At 70.3% G+C, this 17,431-nt stretch carries 17 protein-coding genes; 13 read left to right on the top strand and 4 right to left on the bottom strand.

The genetic code is table 11. The features are described from left to right. The first annotated feature begins 96 nt into the window (after nucleotides 1-96). The 3 genes from ACFVWW_RS21610 (at nucleotide 97) to ACFVWW_RS21620 (ending at nucleotide 2,615) form a co-directional block, all read left to right on the top strand. The gene (locus tag ACFVWW_RS21610) at nucleotides 97-798 is read left to right on the top strand and encodes a FadR/GntR family transcriptional regulator (RefSeq protein WP_384182970.1); all 702 of its coding nucleotides are present in this window, start codon (nucleotides 97-99) and stop codon (nucleotides 796-798) included. Between the two features lie 102 nt (nucleotides 799-900). Further along, nucleotides 901-1,986, top strand: a complete 1,086-nt coding sequence (locus ACFVWW_RS21615; protein ID WP_384182973.1) for an S-(hydroxymethyl)mycothiol dehydrogenase — start codon at nucleotides 901-903, stop codon at nucleotides 1,984-1,986. After that, nucleotides 1,986-2,615 carry an MBL fold metallo-hydrolase gene (locus tag ACFVWW_RS21620; RefSeq protein WP_386879055.1) on the top strand — a complete coding sequence of 210 codons (630 nt, stop codon included), beginning with the start codon at nucleotides 1,986-1,988 and terminating at the stop codon, nucleotides 2,613-2,615. Before ACFVWW_RS21615 ends, ACFVWW_RS21620 begins: the two co-directional genes overlap by 1 nt. Here ACFVWW_RS21620 and ACFVWW_RS21625 read toward each other — a convergent pair. Then, entirely contained in the window at nucleotides 2,600-3,574 is a 975-nt protein-coding gene (locus ACFVWW_RS21625; RefSeq protein WP_384182979.1) for an RluA family pseudouridine synthase, read from the bottom strand. The two genes, ACFVWW_RS21620 and ACFVWW_RS21625, sit on opposite strands and share 16 nt — an antisense overlap. 168 nt (nucleotides 3,575-3,742) lie before the next feature. Between ACFVWW_RS21625 and ACFVWW_RS21630 the strand changes: the two genes are divergently transcribed. The 3 genes from ACFVWW_RS21630 (at nucleotide 3,743) to ACFVWW_RS21640 (ending at nucleotide 7,198) form a co-directional block, all read left to right on the top strand. Beyond that, nucleotides 3,743-4,615 (top strand): DMT family transporter, encoded by an 873-nt coding sequence (locus tag ACFVWW_RS21630; protein WP_384182982.1) that lies wholly within the window; start codon nucleotides 3,743-3,745, stop codon nucleotides 4,613-4,615. Nucleotides 4,616-4,751: 136 nt separating this feature from the next. Then, nucleotides 4,752-6,170: a hypothetical protein gene (locus ACFVWW_RS21635; RefSeq protein ID WP_384182984.1), complete on the top strand. Its 1,419-nt coding sequence runs from the start codon at nucleotides 4,752-4,754 to the stop codon at nucleotides 6,168-6,170. A 92-nt stretch (nucleotides 6,171-6,262) separates the two neighbouring features. Beyond that, a complete protein-coding gene (locus tag ACFVWW_RS21640; RefSeq protein ID WP_386879053.1) occupies nucleotides 6,263-7,198 on the top strand; it encodes a TauD/TfdA family dioxygenase in 936 nt (311 codons plus the stop codon). Between the two features lie 129 nt (nucleotides 7,199-7,327). Here the strand turns inward: ACFVWW_RS21640 and asnB are convergent, their stop codons facing one another. Beyond that, on the bottom strand, nucleotides 7,328-9,166 hold the full coding sequence (gene asnB, locus ACFVWW_RS21645; protein ID WP_386879052.1) for an asparagine synthase (glutamine-hydrolyzing): 1,839 nt from the start codon (nucleotides 9,164-9,166) through the stop codon (nucleotides 7,328-7,330). Between the two features lie 678 nt (nucleotides 9,167-9,844). On the opposite strand from asnB, the gene ACFVWW_RS21650 reads away from it, so the two are divergent. From ACFVWW_RS21650 to phzG, 5 genes are read left to right on the top strand one after another with little or no spacing between them, the layout of a single operon-like run. Further along, nucleotides 9,845-10,795 (top strand): ParB N-terminal domain-containing protein, encoded by a 951-nt coding sequence (locus ACFVWW_RS21650; protein WP_386879051.1) that lies wholly within the window; start codon nucleotides 9,845-9,847, stop codon nucleotides 10,793-10,795. Between the two features lie 52 nt (nucleotides 10,796-10,847). Next, nucleotides 10,848-11,471, top strand: coding sequence for an isochorismatase family protein (locus ACFVWW_RS21655; protein WP_386879050.1), 624 nt, complete (start codon nucleotides 10,848-10,850; stop codon nucleotides 11,469-11,471). Continuing rightward, a complete protein-coding gene (locus ACFVWW_RS21660; protein ID WP_386879049.1) occupies nucleotides 11,468-13,384 on the top strand; it encodes an anthranilate synthase family protein in 1,917 nt (638 codons plus the stop codon). Before ACFVWW_RS21655 ends, ACFVWW_RS21660 begins: the two co-directional genes overlap by 4 nt. Continuing rightward, on the top strand, nucleotides 13,381-13,728 hold the full coding sequence (locus tag ACFVWW_RS21665; protein WP_384183003.1) for a hypothetical protein: 348 nt from the start codon (nucleotides 13,381-13,383) through the stop codon (nucleotides 13,726-13,728). The genes ACFVWW_RS21660 and ACFVWW_RS21665 overlap by 4 nt, the downstream gene beginning before the upstream one ends. Before the next feature lie 45 nt (nucleotides 13,729-13,773). After that, nucleotides 13,774-14,412, top strand: a complete 639-nt coding sequence (gene phzG, locus ACFVWW_RS21670) for a phenazine biosynthesis FMN-dependent oxidase PhzG (protein WP_386879048.1) — start codon at nucleotides 13,774-13,776, stop codon at nucleotides 14,410-14,412. A gap of 12 nt (nucleotides 14,413-14,424) precedes the next feature. On the opposite strand, the gene ACFVWW_RS21675 is transcribed toward phzG, so the two are convergent. Further along, complete coding sequence (locus ACFVWW_RS21675) at nucleotides 14,425-15,264, bottom strand: PhzF family phenazine biosynthesis protein (protein ID WP_386879047.1); 840 nt, start codon at nucleotides 15,262-15,264, stop codon at nucleotides 14,425-14,427. Nucleotides 15,265-15,447: 183 nt separating this feature from the next. Between ACFVWW_RS21675 and ACFVWW_RS21680 the strand changes: the two genes are divergently transcribed. Next, the gene (locus tag ACFVWW_RS21680; RefSeq protein ID WP_384183011.1) at nucleotides 15,448-15,939 is read left to right on the top strand and encodes a PhzA/PhzB family protein; all 492 of its coding nucleotides are present in this window, start codon (nucleotides 15,448-15,450) and stop codon (nucleotides 15,937-15,939) included. Between the two features lie 59 nt (nucleotides 15,940-15,998). After that, the gene (locus ACFVWW_RS21685) at nucleotides 15,999-17,009 is read left to right on the top strand and encodes a methyltransferase (protein ID WP_384183014.1); all 1,011 of its coding nucleotides are present in this window, start codon (nucleotides 15,999-16,001) and stop codon (nucleotides 17,007-17,009) included. 52 nt (nucleotides 17,010-17,061) lie between these two features. Here the strand turns inward: ACFVWW_RS21685 and ACFVWW_RS21690 are convergent, their stop codons facing one another. After that, nucleotides 17,062-17,403, bottom strand: coding sequence for a nuclear transport factor 2 family protein (locus ACFVWW_RS21690; protein ID WP_384183017.1), 342 nt, complete (start codon nucleotides 17,401-17,403; stop codon nucleotides 17,062-17,064). Nucleotides 17,404-17,431 lie beyond the last annotated feature (28 nt).

The following is a 17,431-nucleotide window of genomic DNA, read 5'->3' on the forward strand; positions in this document are numbered from 1 at the left end:
GCGCTACTGAAACCTATTAGGTACGACATATTCAAGAGCCTGTGATGTAAACGTCGTACTTTTCAGCCGAGGGATGCGCCCCGTAGGCTTGCCCCCATGACCACAGAAGGCCGGGGCCTGCATACCCGTGTGCTGGACACCCTCGGTCTCGCCATCACCGCGGGCGAGTATCCGCAGGGGAGCGTGGTCCGCACCGACGAGGTGGCCCAGCGCTTCGACGTCTCGCGCACCGTCGTCCGCGAGGTGGTCCGGGTCCTCGAATCGATGCACCTGGTGGAGTCCCGGCGCCGGGTGGGCGTGACCGTACGCCCCACCGAGGAGTGGAACGTCTACGATCCGCGGGTCATCCGCTGGCGCCTCGCCGGCACCGACCGGCCCCGCCAGCTGCGGTCACTGACCGTGCTGCGGTCCGCGGTCGAACCGGTCGCCGCCGGTCTCGCCGCCCGCCACGCCACGCCCGAGCAGTGCGCCGCTCTCACCGAGCAGGCGCTCGGGATGGTCGCCACCTCACGGGGCCGCCGGCTGGAGGAGTATCTCGTCCATGACATCGCCTTCCACCGGGTGGTGCTCAACGCCTCGGGCAACGAGATGTTCGCCAGGCTCGGCGATGTGGTCGCCGAGGTCCTCACCGGCCGTACGCACCATCAGGTGATGTTCGACGACCCGGATCCGGCCGCCGTCACCCTGCACGTGGGCGTGGCGGAGGCCGTCCGGGAGGGCGACGCGGTCCGGGCCGAGGAACTGACCAGGCAGATCGCCGTCGGCGCCCTCCAGGAACTGGACGTCCTGGCCCCCTGACGAGCGCCGATGTCCGCCCGCGGGTACCGCCGTCACGCCTCAGGCACGGGATAGTGGGGGACGGACGAACCGTTCGAGGTGTGAGGAAAGGCAGGTCCTGGCATGGCGCAGCAGGTGCAAGGGGTCATCGCCCCCGGCAAGAACGAGCCGGTGCGGGTCGAGACGATCGTCGTACCCGACCCCGGCCCCGGCGAGGCCGTGGTGAAGGTGCAGGCGTGCGGCGTCTGCCACACCGATCTGCACTACAAGCAGGGCGCGATCAACGACGAGTTCCCCTTCCTCCTCGGCCATGAGGCCGCGGGCGTGGTGGAGTCGGTCGGCGACGGCGTCACCGAGGTCGCCCCGGGCGACTTCGTCATTCTCAACTGGCGTGCCGTGTGCGGCAGCTGCCGGGCCTGCCGGCGCGGGCGGCCCCAGTACTGCTTCAACACCCACAACGCCGCGCAGAAGATGACCCTGACCGACGGTACGGAACTCTCCCCGGCGCTCGGCATCGGCGCCTTCGCCGAGAAGACCCTCGTCGCCGCGGGCCAGTGCACCAAGGTCGACCCCACCGTCTCACCGGCCGTAGCGGGGCTGCTCGGCTGCGGGGTGATGGCCGGCATCGGCGCCGCGATCAACACCGGCCAGGTCAGCCGCGGCGACTCCGTCGCGGTCATCGGCTGCGGCGGCGTCGGAGACGCGGCCGTCGTCGGCGCGCGCCTGGCCGGCGCGGCCCGGATTATCGCCGTCGACATCGACGACCGCAAGCTGGAGACGGCGAAGTCGATGGGCGCCACCCACACCGTCAACTCCCGCTCCACCGACCCCGTCGAGGCGATCCGCGCGCTGACCGGAGGGTTCGGCGCGGATGTCGTCATCGAGGCGGTCGGCCGCCCGGAGACGTACGAACAGGCCTTCTACGGCCGCGACCTGGCCGGGACCGTCGTCCTCGTCGGCGTCCCCACCCCCGAGATGAAGCTCGAACTGCCGCTGCTCGACGTCTTCGGCCGCGGCGGCTCACTCAAGTCCTCCTGGTACGGCGACTGTCTGCCGTCCCGCGACTTCCCGATGCTCATCGACCTGCACCAGCAGGGCCGGATCGACCTGGGCGCCTTCGTCACCGAGACCATCGGCCTCGGCGACGTGGAGAAGGCCTTCGCCCGGATGCACGAAGGCGATGTCCTGCGTTCGGTGGTGGTGCTGTGATGACCGCCCGTATCGACCATCTGGTCACCTCCGGCACCTTCTCGCTCGACGGCGGCACCTGGGACGTCGACAACAACGTCTGGATCATCGGCGACGACACCGAGGCGATTGTCATCGACGCCGCCCATGACCCCGTCGCCATCGAGGCCGCGCTGCACGGCCGTACCCTGCGCGCCATCGTCTGCACCCACGCGCACAACGACCACATCGACGCCGCCCCGGCGCTGGCCGCCTCGACCGGCGCGCCGGTGCTGCTGCACCCGGACGACCTGCCGCTCTGGAAGCAGACTTACCCCGAGCAGATCCCGGACGGCGAGCTGGCCGACGGCGACACGCTCACCGTCGCGGGCACCACCCTGACCGTGCTCCACACCCCCGGGCACGCACCGGGCGCGGTCTGCCTGTACGCCCCCGAGCTGTCGACGGTCTTCACCGGCGACACGCTCTTCCAGGGCGGTCCCGGCGCCACCGGGCGGTCGTTCTCGTACTTCCCGACGATCATCGACTCGATCCGCGACCGGCTGCTCGGCCTGCCTCCGGAGACCGTGGTGCGGACGGGCCACGGCGACCCGACCACCATCGGCGACGAGGCGCCGCATCTGGAGGAGTGGATTCAGCGGGGCCACTGAGCGAGCCGCAGCCGGCTCTCGAAGCGGTACGGCTCGCCCGTCACCGGATCGGTGAACTCCAGGACCCTCGCGAGGAGTTGCAGGGGCCTGGAGTAGTCGGCGGGGCCGGCGGGCGAGGGCTCCTCGACGACCGGATAGACGGGGTCGTTCAGGATCGGCAGCCCCAGGCTGTTCATATGGACCCGCAGCTGATGGGTGCGGCCGGTGGCCGGCAGCAGCCGGTACCGGCCGTACCCGCCCCGGTGCTCCAGCAGTTCGATCCGGCTCTCGCTGTTCGGCTCGCCCGGCACCTCCCGGGCGGCCAGCACCCCGCGCTCCTTCTCGATCCGGCTGCGCACCGTGACCGGCAGGGCCACGCCGGGGTCGTACGGCGCCACCGCCTCGTACTCCTTGCGCACCAGCCGGTCCCGGAACAGGGTCTGATACGCCCCCCGGTCCCCGGCCCGTACGACAAAGAGCGCGAGGCCCGCCGTCAGCCGGTCGAGACGGTGCGCGGGCTGCAGCTCGGCCAGACCGAGATCACGGCGCAGCCGGGCGAGGGCGGTCTCGGTGATATGCCGCCCGCGCGGGGTGGTGGCGAGGAAGTGCGGCTTGTCGGCGACGACGATCCGCTCGTCGCGGTGCACGATCCCGATCCCGAAGGGCACCCGCTCCTCGGCGGCGAAGTCCCGGTGGAACCAGAGGTAGCGCCCGGCGGTGTACGGTTCCGCGGGCCCGGCCGGCCCGTCCGCCCCGACAAAGCGCCCCTCCCGGAACATCGCGTCGACCCGCTCGGCGCCGATGGCCTCGCCGAACCGCGCGATCAGATGGTCCCGCAGGGTCGGCCAGACGCCGGCGGGATCCGGGGGCAGCCGCAGCCGCACCGGGTCGATGCCGTCCCGCTGGGGCAGCGGCGACGGCGGCGGGGGTCTGTGTCTGCGTCCCACGGGTTCCCGGATCTTTCCTGGCTCACGAAGCATCAGCCCCGGTCACGGTCCATCAGCGCCGCGAGTGTACCGGCCGGTCACCCTCGGTGGTGAGGCCCGCGGCCCCCGCCGGCCGGGCCGGAATCCGCCATTCGGCCCCCGGCCGACAGCACGGGCCGGGATGAGACCGGTTCCGTTCCCCGCCACCCGCATGATGGGCGGGTGATCAGTGTCCTGTTCGCCGTCCTGACCGCGATCAGCAACGGCTCCGCCTCGGTGCTCCAGCGCCGCGCCGCGTCCACCGTCCCCGACACCAAGGCGATGCACCTCTCGCTGATCGGGCAACTGCTGCGGCAGAAGGTGTGGCTGGCCGGGATCGGCCTGGTGATCGTGGCCGCGGTGTGCCAGGCGGTGGCGCTCGCCACCGGTCCGATCGCCGTGGTCCAGCCGATCTTCGTCATCGAGCTGCCGTCGACCCTGCTGATCGCCGGGTATGTCTTCCGGTCCCGGCTGCCCCGCTCCGCCTGGTTCGGTGTCGCCGCGGTGACCTGCGGGCTGGCCCTGGGCCTGGCCAGCGCCGCGCCGAACGGGGGCAGCGAGCGGGTGGCGGGCACGGCCTGGATCCCGGCGCTCATCTTCACCGGGATCTTCGAGGCCGTACTGATCATCTGGTCGATGCGGCTGCACGGCAACGCGCGAGCCGCCTGCCTCGGGCTCGCGGCCGCCTGCGGATACGCCCTGACCGCCGCGCTGATGAAGGATGCCGTGGCCCGGCTCGACGACGGCGGCGGGGCGGTCGCGCTCTTCACCTCCTGGCAGCTCTACGCCACCGCTGTCGCCGGAGTGGGGGCGCTGTTCCTGCTGCAGAACGCGCTCCAGGCGGGCTCGCTGGTCGCCTCTCAGCCGATGCTCACCCTCGGCGACGCGCTCATCAGCATCACCTACGGCGTGACGCTGTTCGGCGAGACCCTGCGCACCGGCTGGTGGCTGCTGCCCGAGCTCGTCGCCATCGCCCTGATCACCGCGGGCTGTCTGGAACTGGCCCGCTCCCCGCTGGCGGGCGGCGGCCCGCCACCCACCTCCCGCGTCCGCTGAGGGCGCGCGGGAGCAGCGAGGCGTACCGCATCCGGACCGGTAACTGAGCATGGGCCGGGCGGAGTTGGGAAGAAGCCTCTCCGCACACGCCCGGCGCCGCGTCGCACCGGGCGTCCTTTCACGGAGAGAGGGTTCGATGAAACTGGCTCTGGTGTCGGGGGACGGGCTTCCGGTGAGCGGACTGCTCACCATCTTCCGGAATGTGGTCGAAGCGGAACTCGGTTCCGGGCAGCTCGAGTTGCCCGTCGCCGCGGATCTCGGGTACTCGTGGCGGCCCGACAAGGAACACTTCTTCCCCGGCGGACGCCCGGACAGCGGCTATCCGGAGTGGATGTCGGTCAGCGACGTCGTGCCGGTGGACCTGGAGCGAGCCGAGCTCATGCGCCAACTCACCGACATCCGGGCCGGGGTGGCGCGCGCCGACTCCCTGGACGACACGGAGCGGGCGGAGTTGCGCCGCGCGGTGGAGTCACTCGCGGGGCCTTACGAGGAGTACTTCACCCGCTGGTTCGACGAGCAGGACATCGACTGGGTGTGCGCGGTCAACATGACGCTCTCCGACGCCGTGCCGGTGACCCTCGGCCTGCACCGGGCGGCGGCGAAGCGCTGGTCCGACGGACGGCCGGGCGGCGTCCTCTTCTGGGACCACGACCTGTTCGGCAGCTGCGCGATATTCGAGGACGGCGTACGTCTCTACCCCGTGGAGCCGAACGAGTTCACGCCCGTCCCCGGCTCCCATCCGTGCCACCGCTGGGCGGTTGTCTCGCCGGCGCTCGCCCAGGAGGTCAGCGGCTATCCGTCGCCCCTCACGGCGGCCATCCTTCCCAACGTCCTGCCGACCGTGGAGAGCGGTCAGCTCCAGGACCGCCACACGGAGTTCCTCGCGCAGCGGGGACTCGACCCGCGCCGTCCGCTGCTGCTCGTGCCGGTGCGGATGTTCCGGGTCAAGGGCGTGGAGATATCCGTCTCGCTCTTCGCCGAGATCAAGAAGATCTGTGAGAGCCGCAGCACCCCCGCGCCGTATCTGGTGGCCTTCGGCAGCCTCGACGAGGATCCGCCGTACGCACGCGAGGTGCTCTCGCTGGCCCAGGAACTGGGTGTGCAGAAGGACATCGTCTTCCTGGACGGTGTCCCGCTGGCCAGCAACCGGGACACGGCCGGGCAGTGGCGTCTTGACGAGGTGGACCTGCTGCGGCTCTGCCGCTCCGGCGGGGGAGCGGTGCTCTTCACGCCCAACACCGCGGACGTGGAGAGCGTCGGGCTCGGCCCCGCGCTGGCCGCCGTCGCCGGGGTGCCGTGCGCGGTCACCGCGTACACCTGCTTCGAGGATTTCTACGGCACCGAGAGCGGCTGCGTCGTCATCGAGGGCCAGGAGCAGCGGCATCTGGCGGCGGCGGCGCAGGAGCTCCAGGACCTCATGGACCGTACCGCCGACGCCGATCCGTCGGCGGTGCGGAGCCTCGACCGGGACCGGGAACACGTGCTGCGGTCGTTTGATCCGCAGCCGTGGCGTGCCCACTTCGCCGCGATGGCGCGGGAGGTGACACCGCGTTGAGCGCGGGAGACGTCCGCGGCGCCGTACCGGACGCGGCCCCCGGAATCCGGGAACTGTCCCTCACGGAACAGGCCGCACGGGAGTGTACGGCCGTGCTCGACGCCGTGGGCGAGGAGTTCGACGCCGCCGACGATCCGCTCTTCCTGCGGAAGGCGGGCGACTTCGCGTCACGGCTGCCGGCCGGGGTACGGGACGCCGTCCAGGAGCTGCGGTACGCGGAGTCGGTGGCCGCCCTGGTGATCCGCGGCGGACCGGTGCGCGGCGCGGACGGTCCGACCCCGGCCCACTGGAAGGAACGCGACCCCGCCGCCACGGTCCGTCAGGACTTCTGGCTCGCTCTGGTCACCGCCCGGTTGGGCGACCCCATCGGCTGGTCCAGCCTGCAGGACGGCCGGCTGTTCAACGACATGCTGCCGATCGAGGGCGAGGAGCTCCAGCAGACCGGCCACAGCAGCGAGGCCGACCTCGAACTGCACATAGAGGACTGCTTCAGCGACGAGCGGTGCGACGCGCTCGCCCTGCTCTGCCTCAGGAACCACGACCGGGTACCCAGCAGCCTGGTCACCACCGCGGCCCTGGATCTCGGCCGGCTGGACGTCGACACGCTGTTCTCACCCCGGTTCCTGATCATGCCCGACGCCGAGCACCTGCGCAGGACGGGCGATACCCCGGAGTCGGCGGCACGGCTGCGCCCCGTGATGTTCGGTTCCCGGCACGCGCCGTACCTGCGGGTCGACCTCCCGTACACGCGGGCCAGGCCGGGGGACGAACGGGCGGCGCGGGCTCTTGAGAAGCTGGCCGAGCAGCTGGGCCGCGGCGCCACGACGGTGAACCTGGACGAGGGCGACCTGCTGCTGGTGGACAACTACCGCGCTCTGCACGGACGCGGCACCTTCCAGCCCCGCTACGACGGCACCGACCGCTGGATGCGCCGGCTCACCGTCGTACGGGATCTCCGGCGCAGCCGGGGCCTGCGCGGCGGCGCCGACGACCGGGTGATCGACCCCTTCGCCCCGCTCATGGCGTGAGCCTCGTCCTGGGGTGAGTACGCGGCGCAGCGTACGGGGCGCCGGCGAGCGGATCGCCGGCGCCCCTCGGTGCTCCCAGGTCAGCCCGGGGGAGGCCGGCCCGGGGGAGGCCGGCCCCTGGAGAGACGGTCAGTCGAGGTGGATCTCGGGCTGGTAGAGGTCGATCCAGTGATACAGATCCAGCACCCGTTCGAGGCCGCGCCGGTCGCCGCTGGGCATGGTGACATCCCTCGCGACGGCATCGGTCAGCCAAGTCCGGTCGATCATGGTGAACACCGCGTGGCCGTCGTCGGCGAGCACCTCCTTCGCCTGCTGCTGCAGGGCCGCCCCGTACCCCGGGTCCTGGGTGGACGGATAGGGGCTCTTCAGTCGGCCGCGCACCGACTCCGGCAGCACATGCGCGGTGGCGTGCCGCAGCAGGCTCTTCTCCCGGCCGTCGAAGCTCTTCAGCGACCACGGGGTGTTGTACACGTACTCGACCAGCCGGTGGTCGCAGAACGGCACCCGCACCTCGAGTCCGACCGCCATCGACACCCGGTCCTTGCGATCCAGCAGCATCCGGACGAACCGGCTCAGGTGCAGATTGCCGATCGTGCGCATCCGCCGCTCGTGGGCGCTGGCCCCGGCCAGGTGTTCGACCCCCGCCACCGCGGTCGCGTACTGGTCGGCGACGTAGGTGTCGAGATCGAGGGCGCGGCGCAGGTCGGGATGGAGCGGCGCCGACCGGTCGCCGCTCATCGGGCTCCGGAACGCGAGCCAGGGGAACGTATCGGCGTTGACCGCGACGGGGTCGTGGAACCACCGGTACCCGCCGAACACCTCGTCCGCCGACTCCCCGGACAGCGCCACCGTCGACTCCGCCCTGATGGCCTTGAACAGCAGATACAGCGAGGTGTCCGTCTCGCCGAAGCCGACCGGCATGTCCCGTGCGGTGATCACCGCACGGCGCAGCTCGGGGTTGGTCAGCTCGTGCGGGCTGAGTGTCACGAACCGGTGGTCGGAACCGACCAGTTCCACGACGTCGCGGATGTAGGGCGTGTCCGCGCTGTCCCAGTTGGCGTCGGCCTGGAAGGTCTCCTCCCGGTTGGCGAAGTCCACCGAGAACGTGCGCAGTCGCTCACCCTGCTCGGCCAGGCGGGCCGCGGCGAGGCCGGTGACCGCGCTGGAGTCCAGTCCGCCGGAGAGCAGCACGCACTGCGGTACGTCGGCGACGAGCTGACGGCGCACGATGTCGGTCATCAGCTCACCGACCCTGGCCACCGTCGTCTCCCGGTCGTCCGTGTGCTCCCTGGCGTCCAGCTTCCAGTAGGCGCGGCTGCGGATGCCTCGTGCGTCGACGGTGACGACGGTGGCCGGCTCGACCTCGTACATGTCCTTCCACAGGGCCCAGCCCGGTGTCATGGTGAACCCGATCAGCTCCCGCAGGCCCGCGGTGTCGACCGCCTTGCGGGCCGACGGGTTGGCCAGGATCGCCTTCGGCTCGGAGCCGAACAACACGCCGTCGCGGGTCGGGTAGTAGTAGAGCGGTTTGACGCCCAGCCGGTCGCGGATCAGCACGAGCTTGTTCTCCCGCTCGTCCCAGATCGCGAGCGCGAACATGCCGTTGAGCTGATCGGCCAGGCTCTCGCCCCACTCCAGGTAGCCGAGCAGCACGACCTCGGTGTCGCTGGCCGTCCGGAAGCGGTGCCCCTTGCGCTCCAGCTCAGCGCGCAGCTCGGTGAAGTTGTACACCTCGCCCGTGTAGACCATGGCGACCGTGCCGCCCGGCGTCCGTACCTCCATCGGCTGCCTGCCGCCCGCGAGGTCGATGACCGCCAGGCGCCGATGGCCCAGGCCCACGTGCGGCCGGACCCAGGTGCCCGAGTCGTCCGGGCCCCGGCAGGCCATGGTGCCCGTCATCGCGTCCAGGACATCGCGGCGCTTGGTGAGATCGGAGTCGTAGGCGACCCAGCCGGCAATACCACACATAAGGAGTCACTCCTGGTCGCAGGATGATCGTGCGGGAACGGGGATCCGAAAAGCGGAGCATTCACGGCGATGTCGGCCATCGGTGAGCCTCTCGAGGTGTGGGGAATGAAATGCGTCCGAAAAGCGGCAGCAGTTCCCACCTGGGCTGCGTGAATTCTTTTATCAGGTCCCCAGGTGGCTGTCCAGGGTCGGATTGGTGAACGCCGCCCGTGATCAACGCGTGTCCAACCGGGGAAAGATGTCAGTTGGACGGTTCGGTACGGCGGTATTCCTGACCCTCATATGCGGCGCATTGCCCTGGGAGGTCCCTGCCGCGCCGCCGGGGGCTCCGCCGGAAAACGATTTTTTCGACCGGGCCTAGAGCGAAAGTCGAGCGGAACTGGATTCCGGCCCGATCCCCGCAGCGCCGCGGATCCCGGTGGTGCGGCGGGGCCGGCGGCGCTTCCGGCGGAGCCCGTGATGCGGTGCACCGTCTGCGTCATTTGTGATATTGACGCTTTCGGCATTGACTCCCTACTGTGGCGGCCGATCCTCATCGGAGGTTTATTTTCTTTCCTTGCGATGTTTGGGGTGTGGATGGTGACGAATTCAGCGGTGGGTCCTCTCGCCGGGGAGAGTGGGCTTCCATATGAATGCGAGGAAGCGATTCCGGGGCGCCGGCGGAAGATGCGGGGGCCGGTGGTCAAGGTCGTCATCGGGTCACTGGTGATCGCCGACACGCCACGCACCACGGGAGAGAACCTGGAGCACATCAGGACGCTGGCCGGAGCCCTGGGCGAATTCCCGCCGATCATCGTGCACCGGGCGACCATGCGCGTCGTCGACGGCCTGCACCGGCTGCGCGCCGCCGAACTCCGCAACCAGGAGTTCATCGCGGCCCGGATGTTCGAAGGGGACGAGGCCGAGGCGTTCGTCCTCGCGGTGCAGGCGAACCTGGCGGGCGGGCTGCCGCTCTCCGTGGCCGACCGCAAGGCGGCCGCGGCGCGCATCATCGCCTCGCATCCGCAGTGGTCGGACCGGTTGACCGCCTCCGTCACCGGCCTCTCCGCCAAGACGGTCGCCGAGGTGCGCCGCCGGCACCCCGCCGAGACGACGCGCCGGCCCGGCAGCAGGATCGGGCGGGACGGGCGCGTACGGCCCGCCGACGCCCCGGAGAAGCGCAGGCTCGCCGCCGAACTCATCCTGCGCAAACCCGAGCTGTCCCTCCGTCAGGTGGCCAAGGCGGTGGGAATCTCACCGGAGACGGCGCGGTCCGTCCGTACCCGGCTGCTGAGCGACGAGGAGCCGGCCGAACGGGAGCCCGACGCTGTGCGGTGGACGCCCGAGCAGCCCCCGCGGCCGGATCCGGGCGACGCGCGAGCCGACGCGGGGCCTGAGCAAGAGCCACCGGATCGCGCGGCGGTGGTCCAGCGGCTCAGGACGGACCCCTCGCTCCGCTACAGCGAGAACGGGCGCACCCTGCTGCGCCTGATGGAAGCCCATGCCATGAGCAGTGAGACATGGGAGAACCTCGCGAACAGCGTCCCCGCCCACCGTCGGCACGCCATCGCGAACCTGGCGATGGAGTGCGCCCGGGGATGGAGGGTGGTCGCCGAGCAATTGGCCCGGAACGCCCCACGCTCGACATAGCGCCACGAACCTCCCGGACGGGACGTATGCCTTCTCAAGGAGACAGCCACGCATGTCCAGTATTCCCCTCATAGAGCCGTACGCGCTGCCCACCGCCGTCGATCTCCCGGCCAACTCCGCCGACTGGGCCGCCGATCCCGGGCGTGCGGTGCTGCTGATCCACGACATGCAGAGATATTTCCTGCGGCCGTTACCCGAAGAGCTGCGGGACCAGCTGGTACGGAACGTGGCCGCGCTGCGGGACCGTTGCCGCGAGCTGGACGTGCCGGTGGCGTACACGGCGCAGCCCGGTGGCATGACCGACGAACAGCGCGGCCTGCTGAAGGACTTCTGGGGTCCGGGGATGCGCACGGACCCGGCGGACCGGGAGGTGGTCGGGCCGCTGGCTCCCGGACCGGACGACCGGCTGTTCACCAAGTGGCGCTACAGCGCGTTCCACCGCTCGGACCTGCTGGAATGGATGCGCTCGCGCCGGCGTGACCAGCTCGTCGTCTGTGGCGTGTACGGGCATGTGGGGGTGCTGGCGAGCGCGGTGGAGGCGTTCACCAACGACATCCAGACGTTCCTGGTGGCCGACGCGATCGGGGATTTCTCCGCGAACCACCACCGGCTGACCCTGGAATACGCGGCGCAGCGCTGCGCCATGGTGGTCGGCCACGCGGAGGTCCTGGCGTGACCGCGGATCCGCTGGCCCGGGTGCTGAGCGGCCGGCCGCCGCCGTTCGCGCTGCTGCACCGTCCGGAGTCGACCGGTCAGGACCGGCTGGACGTGCTGGTCGGCGACCTGTCGGAGCTGGACTCCCTCGCCGGGATCCCGGTGCCCGGGGAAGCCGGTGGGGAGGGTCAGGACGTCCTGGTGATCGTCCCCTACCGGCAGATCGCCGAACGGGGTTTCGCCTGCGTCGACGACGGGGCCCCGCTCCTCGCGCTACGGGTGACGGAGCAGGCCGTGCTGTCGCTGCCCGAGGTGCTGGGGCGGATTCCCGACGTCCCGATCCGGTTGGCGAACGGCCGCTTCGATGTGGCCGACGAGGAGTACGCGGAGATCGTCCGCACGGTGGTCGCCGAGGAGATCGGCAGCGGCGAGGGGGCGAACTTCGTCGTCAAGCGGTCGTTCGTCGCCGACATCGAGGGCTACGGCCCGGCCGGCGCGCTGACGTTCTTCCGCCGGCTGTGCGAACGGGAGTCGGGCGCGTACTGGACGTTCATCGTGCACACCGGCGCCCGTACCTTCGTCGGCGCCACCCCGGAGCGGCACATCAGCCTGCGCGCGGGCGCGGCGGTCATGAACCCGGTCAGCGGTACCCACCGGTACCCGCCGGGCGGGCCTGTGCTCTCCGACGTACTGGAGTTCCTCTCCGACGAGAAGGAGAGCGACGAGCTGTACATGGTGCTGGACGAAGAGCTGAAGATGATGGCCCGCGTCTGTGACGCCGGTGGCCGGGTCGTGGGTCCGCACCTGAAGGAGATGGCGCGGCTGGCGCACACCGAGTACTTCATCGAGGGCAGGTCCGGCCGGGAGCCGCAGGAGATCCTGCGCGAGACGCTGTTCGCGCCGACGGTGACCGGGAGCCCGCTGGAGAGCGCGTGCCGGGTGATCAGCCGGTACGAGCCGCAGGGCCGGGGGTACTACAGCGGCGTCATGGCCCTGATCGGCCGGGAGGGCGGCCGCCGGTCCCTGGACTCCGCCATTCTGATCCGCACCGCGGACATCGACCGCGCCGGCCGTATGAGCATCGGGGTGGGCTCCACCCTCGTACGGCACTCCGATCCGGTCTCCGAGGCCGCCGAGACCAGCGCGAAGGCGGCCGGTCTGCTGTCCGCCCTGGACGGTGGCCGCCAGGACGGCGCCGGCGAGCACCCCGCGACACGGCCGGCCCCGGAGGGCGCCCGGCGGGGCGGCCTCGGTGACCACCCGGCCGTACGGTCGGCCCTGGAGAGCCGCAACACGGACCTCGCCCGGTTCTGGCTCGCCGGGGACTCGGCACGCGGAAGGCCGGTGCCGGCCCTGGCCGGCCGCCGTGTGCTGGTTGTCGACGCGGAGGACACCTTCACCGCGATGATCGGCCATCAGCTGCGGTCCCTGGGACCTCAGGTGACGGTGCGCCGGTTCGACGAGGAGTACTCCTTCGACGACCACGACCTGGTCGTCATGGGCCCGGGGCCCGGCGATCCCAACGACACCGGAGATCCCCGCATCGCCCATCTGCACGCGGCGATCGGCTCCTTGCTGGCGCGGCGGCGCCCGTTCCTCGCGGTCTGCCTCAGCCACCAGGTGCTCAGCCGGCGCCTCGGTCTGGACGTGCGGCGCTGCGACGTCTGCAACCAGGGCACCCGGCGCGAGATCGACCTGTTCGGCACCCGCGTGCTCGCCGGGTTCTACAACGCGTTCGCCGCCCGCTGCGGCGAGGACGAGATCCACCACCCCGGCGTCGGCCGGATCGAGGTCAGCAGGGACGCCGGAAGCGGCGAGGTGCACGCGCTGCGCGGACCGCGTTTCGCCTCGATGCAGTTCCACGCCGAATCGGTGCTCACCCGCGACGGGCAGCACATCTGGGCCACACACATGGAAGAGGTGTTACGCGCATGATCGTCACCATCGCCTGGTGGGATCTGACCGAGTCCGAGCAGAGCATCGACTCACTGCGGGAGTATCTGCGGGACGAGGGGGTGCCGCCGTGGACCTCGGTCAAGGGCCTGCGCCTGAAGTTCTGGATCTCGGACCGCCCGGGCAACCGCTGGGGGGCGGTCATGCTGTGGGAATCGGCCGGGGCCCGCGAGCAGCCGCTGCCGCCGCACCGCGCCGCCCAGCTGATCGGCTATCCGCCCACCGAGCGGGTGCAGTTCGAGGTCGAGGCCACGGTCGAGGGTGAGTACAGCAGAGCCGCGCTGTCCGGCCTCGGACTGGTCTACGACGCTGAACCGGACGCCTGACCCCGCGCGAACCTCAACGATCCCGTCGACCCAGGGAGACACGACATGCCCGAAGACAATCCTCAGACGTTCGCCGGTTCCGTCGATCTGGCGCTGCCCGAGTTCGACGAGCCGCCGGCGGACCCGATCGCCCTCTTCCGCGACTGGTTCAAGACCGCCCAGGAGCTGGGAGTACGCGAACCGGGGGCCCTGTCGCTGGCCACCGCCGACACCGCGGGCCATGCCTCCAACCGGATCGTCCAGACCATCGAACTCACCGACGAGGGACTGGTGTTCACCAGCCACGCCACCAGCCCGAAGGGCCATGACATCGCGGCCACCAGATGGTCCTCGGGCGTCTGGTACTGGCGGGAGACCAGGCAGCAGATCATCTTCACCGGGCCGACCGGCCGGCTCTCCGACGCCGAGTCCGACGCCCTGTGGCACGCCCGCCCCCGCGCCACCCATCCGATGTCGGCCGTGGCCCGGCAGAGCGAACCCCTGGGGGACGAGGAGACGCTGCGGGAACAGGCCAGGATCCTCGCGGACAGCGGAGAGCCGCTGCCACGACCGCCGGCCTGGGCCGGCTACCTGCTCAAGCCGTCCGCGGTGGAGTTCTGGCACGGCAGCCTCGACCGGCTGCACCGGCGGCTGCGCTACGACCGCGCCGACGCCGGCTGGACCGCCGGCCGGCTCCAGCCATGACATCGTCCGGCCTCAGAGCTGGAACGCCCCACGGGCGACGATGACCGCGGAGCCCGCCACCTCCACCGTGTCGACCCGATGCTCGCTGCCGCCGGCGGCAGCGAGCATCGTGGAGGGACGGCCCATCTCGACGCCCTGGAGGATCTCGATCTGATGTCCGTACGGGATCAGACCGTGCCGCGCCAGGTGCACCGCGAGCGCCCCGGCGGCCGACCCCGTCGCCGCGTCCTCGGCGACGCCGTAGGCGGGCGAGAACATGCGCATCCGCCAGTGGCTTCCCGACCCCGCGAAGCAGTTGGCCGCCATGTCCAAGTGCTTGGCCAGCGCCCGTAGATCGGGCCGCACCGCGGACAGCGCCGCCACGCTGTCGAGTCCGACGAACACATGGCGCGGGCCGTTGCGGTAGACCTCCACCGGCAGGACGGAGGACTTCACACCGAGCGTGGCGAGCAGGTCCTCGGCCTCCTCGTACATCTCCCAGGTCGGGATCGGCTGCCGCATGCTGGCCGAGCGGATTGCGCCGTCCGGGCCCCGGTCGAACTCGAACGGAACGGTACTCACGGCGGTTTCCATGAGTATCCGCTCTCGCCGGGTGGACGCGCCCAGGACGATCGCGGTGCCCAGAGTCGGGTGGCCGGCGAAGGGCAGCTCGTTCACCGGGGTGAAGATGCGGACCCGCACATCACCTCCGTCCCGTGGCGGAAGGACGAATGTCGTCTCCGAGAGATTCAGCTCCCGGGCCAGGCGCTGCATCTGTACGGCGGAAAGCTCCGAGGCGTCCAGGAAGACGGCCACCGGATTTCCCGAGAGAGGCTCATCGGTAAAAACATCGGCGACTACATAATCAAGCATTCACGCAAAATACCGGTCCGGTCCGGAGCCTGCAAGAAGTCGGGTCCGTCCAAGTGGCGGGGTGCCGGGTGTCCAACGGACGGAAATCGCCGGTTGGACACCCGGCGCCCCGTATAAGGTATTCCAGACCCGCCAGCGAATTCCTGGATTTACCATCCGTCGTCTCTCCTGTGAGGTCTGGCAATGGCCGAAGCCACCGTGAACAAACCGGCGTCCGACGATGAAGCGGAACTCCGGCGCCGCCACCGAGCCGTGGTCGAGGACTACATGAGCAGGAAGGGCGAGGGGCGCCGGAGCCGCTATCTCCTCTTCACCGAGGAGGGCAGCGGCGGCCTGTACACGGCCGACACCGAGGAGCCGATCGTCTCGCGCGGCCAGGACAAGCTGAAGGCACACGGTGCCTGGTCACTGGAGTGCTTCCCCGACTGGGTCTGGTACAACGTCGAGATTTTCGAGACGCAGGATCCCAACCGGTTCTGGGTCGAGTGCGACGGCGAGGGTGCGATTCTCTTCCCGGGCTACCCGCCGGGGCACTACAAGAACCACTTCATCCATTCGTTCCTGCTCGACGACGGAAAAATCGTCCAGAACCGAGAATTCATGAACCCGTACAACCAGCTCCGGGCGCTGGGCATAGAAATTCCGGTGATCCGGCGGGGCGAGATTCCCACCTGAACCCAGAGGGATTCCCCACACGCGACGCAGCAATCCCTCGACATACTGGAGAATTCACAGTGAAAGCCGATCTGAAGGCGGCCCAAGAGGTAGTCGAGCTGATCACCGGGGGATGGCGGGCACAAGCCGTCCACACCGCCGCGAAGCTCGGCCTGCCCGATCACATCGAAGCCGGCCGGACCACCGGCGTGGAACTCGCCGAGGCCACCGGCGCCGAGGAAGAGGGCATCCGCCGCCTGATGCGTCTCCTGGTGGCGATGGGTGTGTTCGAGGGGGATCACGGGACCGGGTACCGGAACACCCCGGTCTCCGCCGCGCTCCTGGACCAGCCCGGGACCATGCGGGACATGTGCCTGCTCTACGGCGAGGAGTTCTACACCGCCTGGGGCCGCGCCGCGGAATGCTTCACCACCCTGACCGCGGGCTTCGAACTCGCCTACGGCCAGCCGCTCTACCCCTACCTCGACGACCACGCCGACATGGCTGTCCGGTTCCAGCGGACCATGAAGGCCGGCAACCTCTTCTTCGACTACGTCCCGGACATCTTCGACTTCTCCGGCGGCAAGACCATCGTCGACTGCGGTGGCGGCAACGGCCACCTCCTCTCCGTGATCCTGGAGGCCACCCCCGACGCCCGCGGCGAACTCGTCGACCGCGACCACGTGATACCGATCGCCCGCGAATACCTCTCCCGCACCGTCGGCCTCGACCGCGTCGGACTCCACGCCGGGGACATGTTCAAGGCCGTCCCCCAGGGCGGCGACGTCTACCTCTTCTGCCGCGTCCTCGCGGGCTGGAGTGACGACGACGTCGTCGAAGCCTTCCAGCACTGCCGCCACGCCATGACCGGCCCCGCCGCCCGGCTCCTGGTCCTCGACCGCACCGTGACCGACGAAAACTCCACCGTGCTGCCCGCGCTGTGGGACCTCCACCTCCTGATGACCAACGGTGGCCGGCACCGCTCCATCGGCCAGTTCCGGAGCCTCCTCGACCGGGCCGGCTTCGACATCGACCACATCGCGGGACTCCCCATGGAAACCACCGCCCTCATAGCCGCCCCCCGCACCTGACCCTCGTCGGCCACTGCGTGAGGGACAGCGAGTCTTCCGGCGGTGGCCGTGGTCAGGGGGCGATCGTGAGGTCCTCGATCAGGCCGGAACGGAGCGTGAAGCGGTAGCGGAGATCGACGCGCCCGCCGGGGAAGTCGCCCTCCAGCCGGTTCGTCACGACCCAGTGGGTGTCGTCCAGTTGCTCGGCGCCGAGCCGTTCGGTGGTGAAGGTGAACTCGCTCGCCGCTGTGCTGAGCCATGTCTCGATGGCGGTGGTGCCGGTGTGGGTGACGCCCTCGTCGGTGAGGGTGGCGCTCTCGTGGAATGCCGAGAGGGCGGTCGGGGTGTTCCGGACGAGGTGAGCCTCCAGGTAGCGGCTCACCGCGTCGGGCAGCTCGATGGGGGTGGTGTTCATAAGAGGTGCAGCTCCTTGCTGGGCGTCG

The organism is Streptomyces sp. NPDC058198 (assembly GCF_042882605.1).
GTDB lineage: Bacteria > Actinomycetota > Actinomycetes > Streptomycetales > Streptomycetaceae > Streptomyces.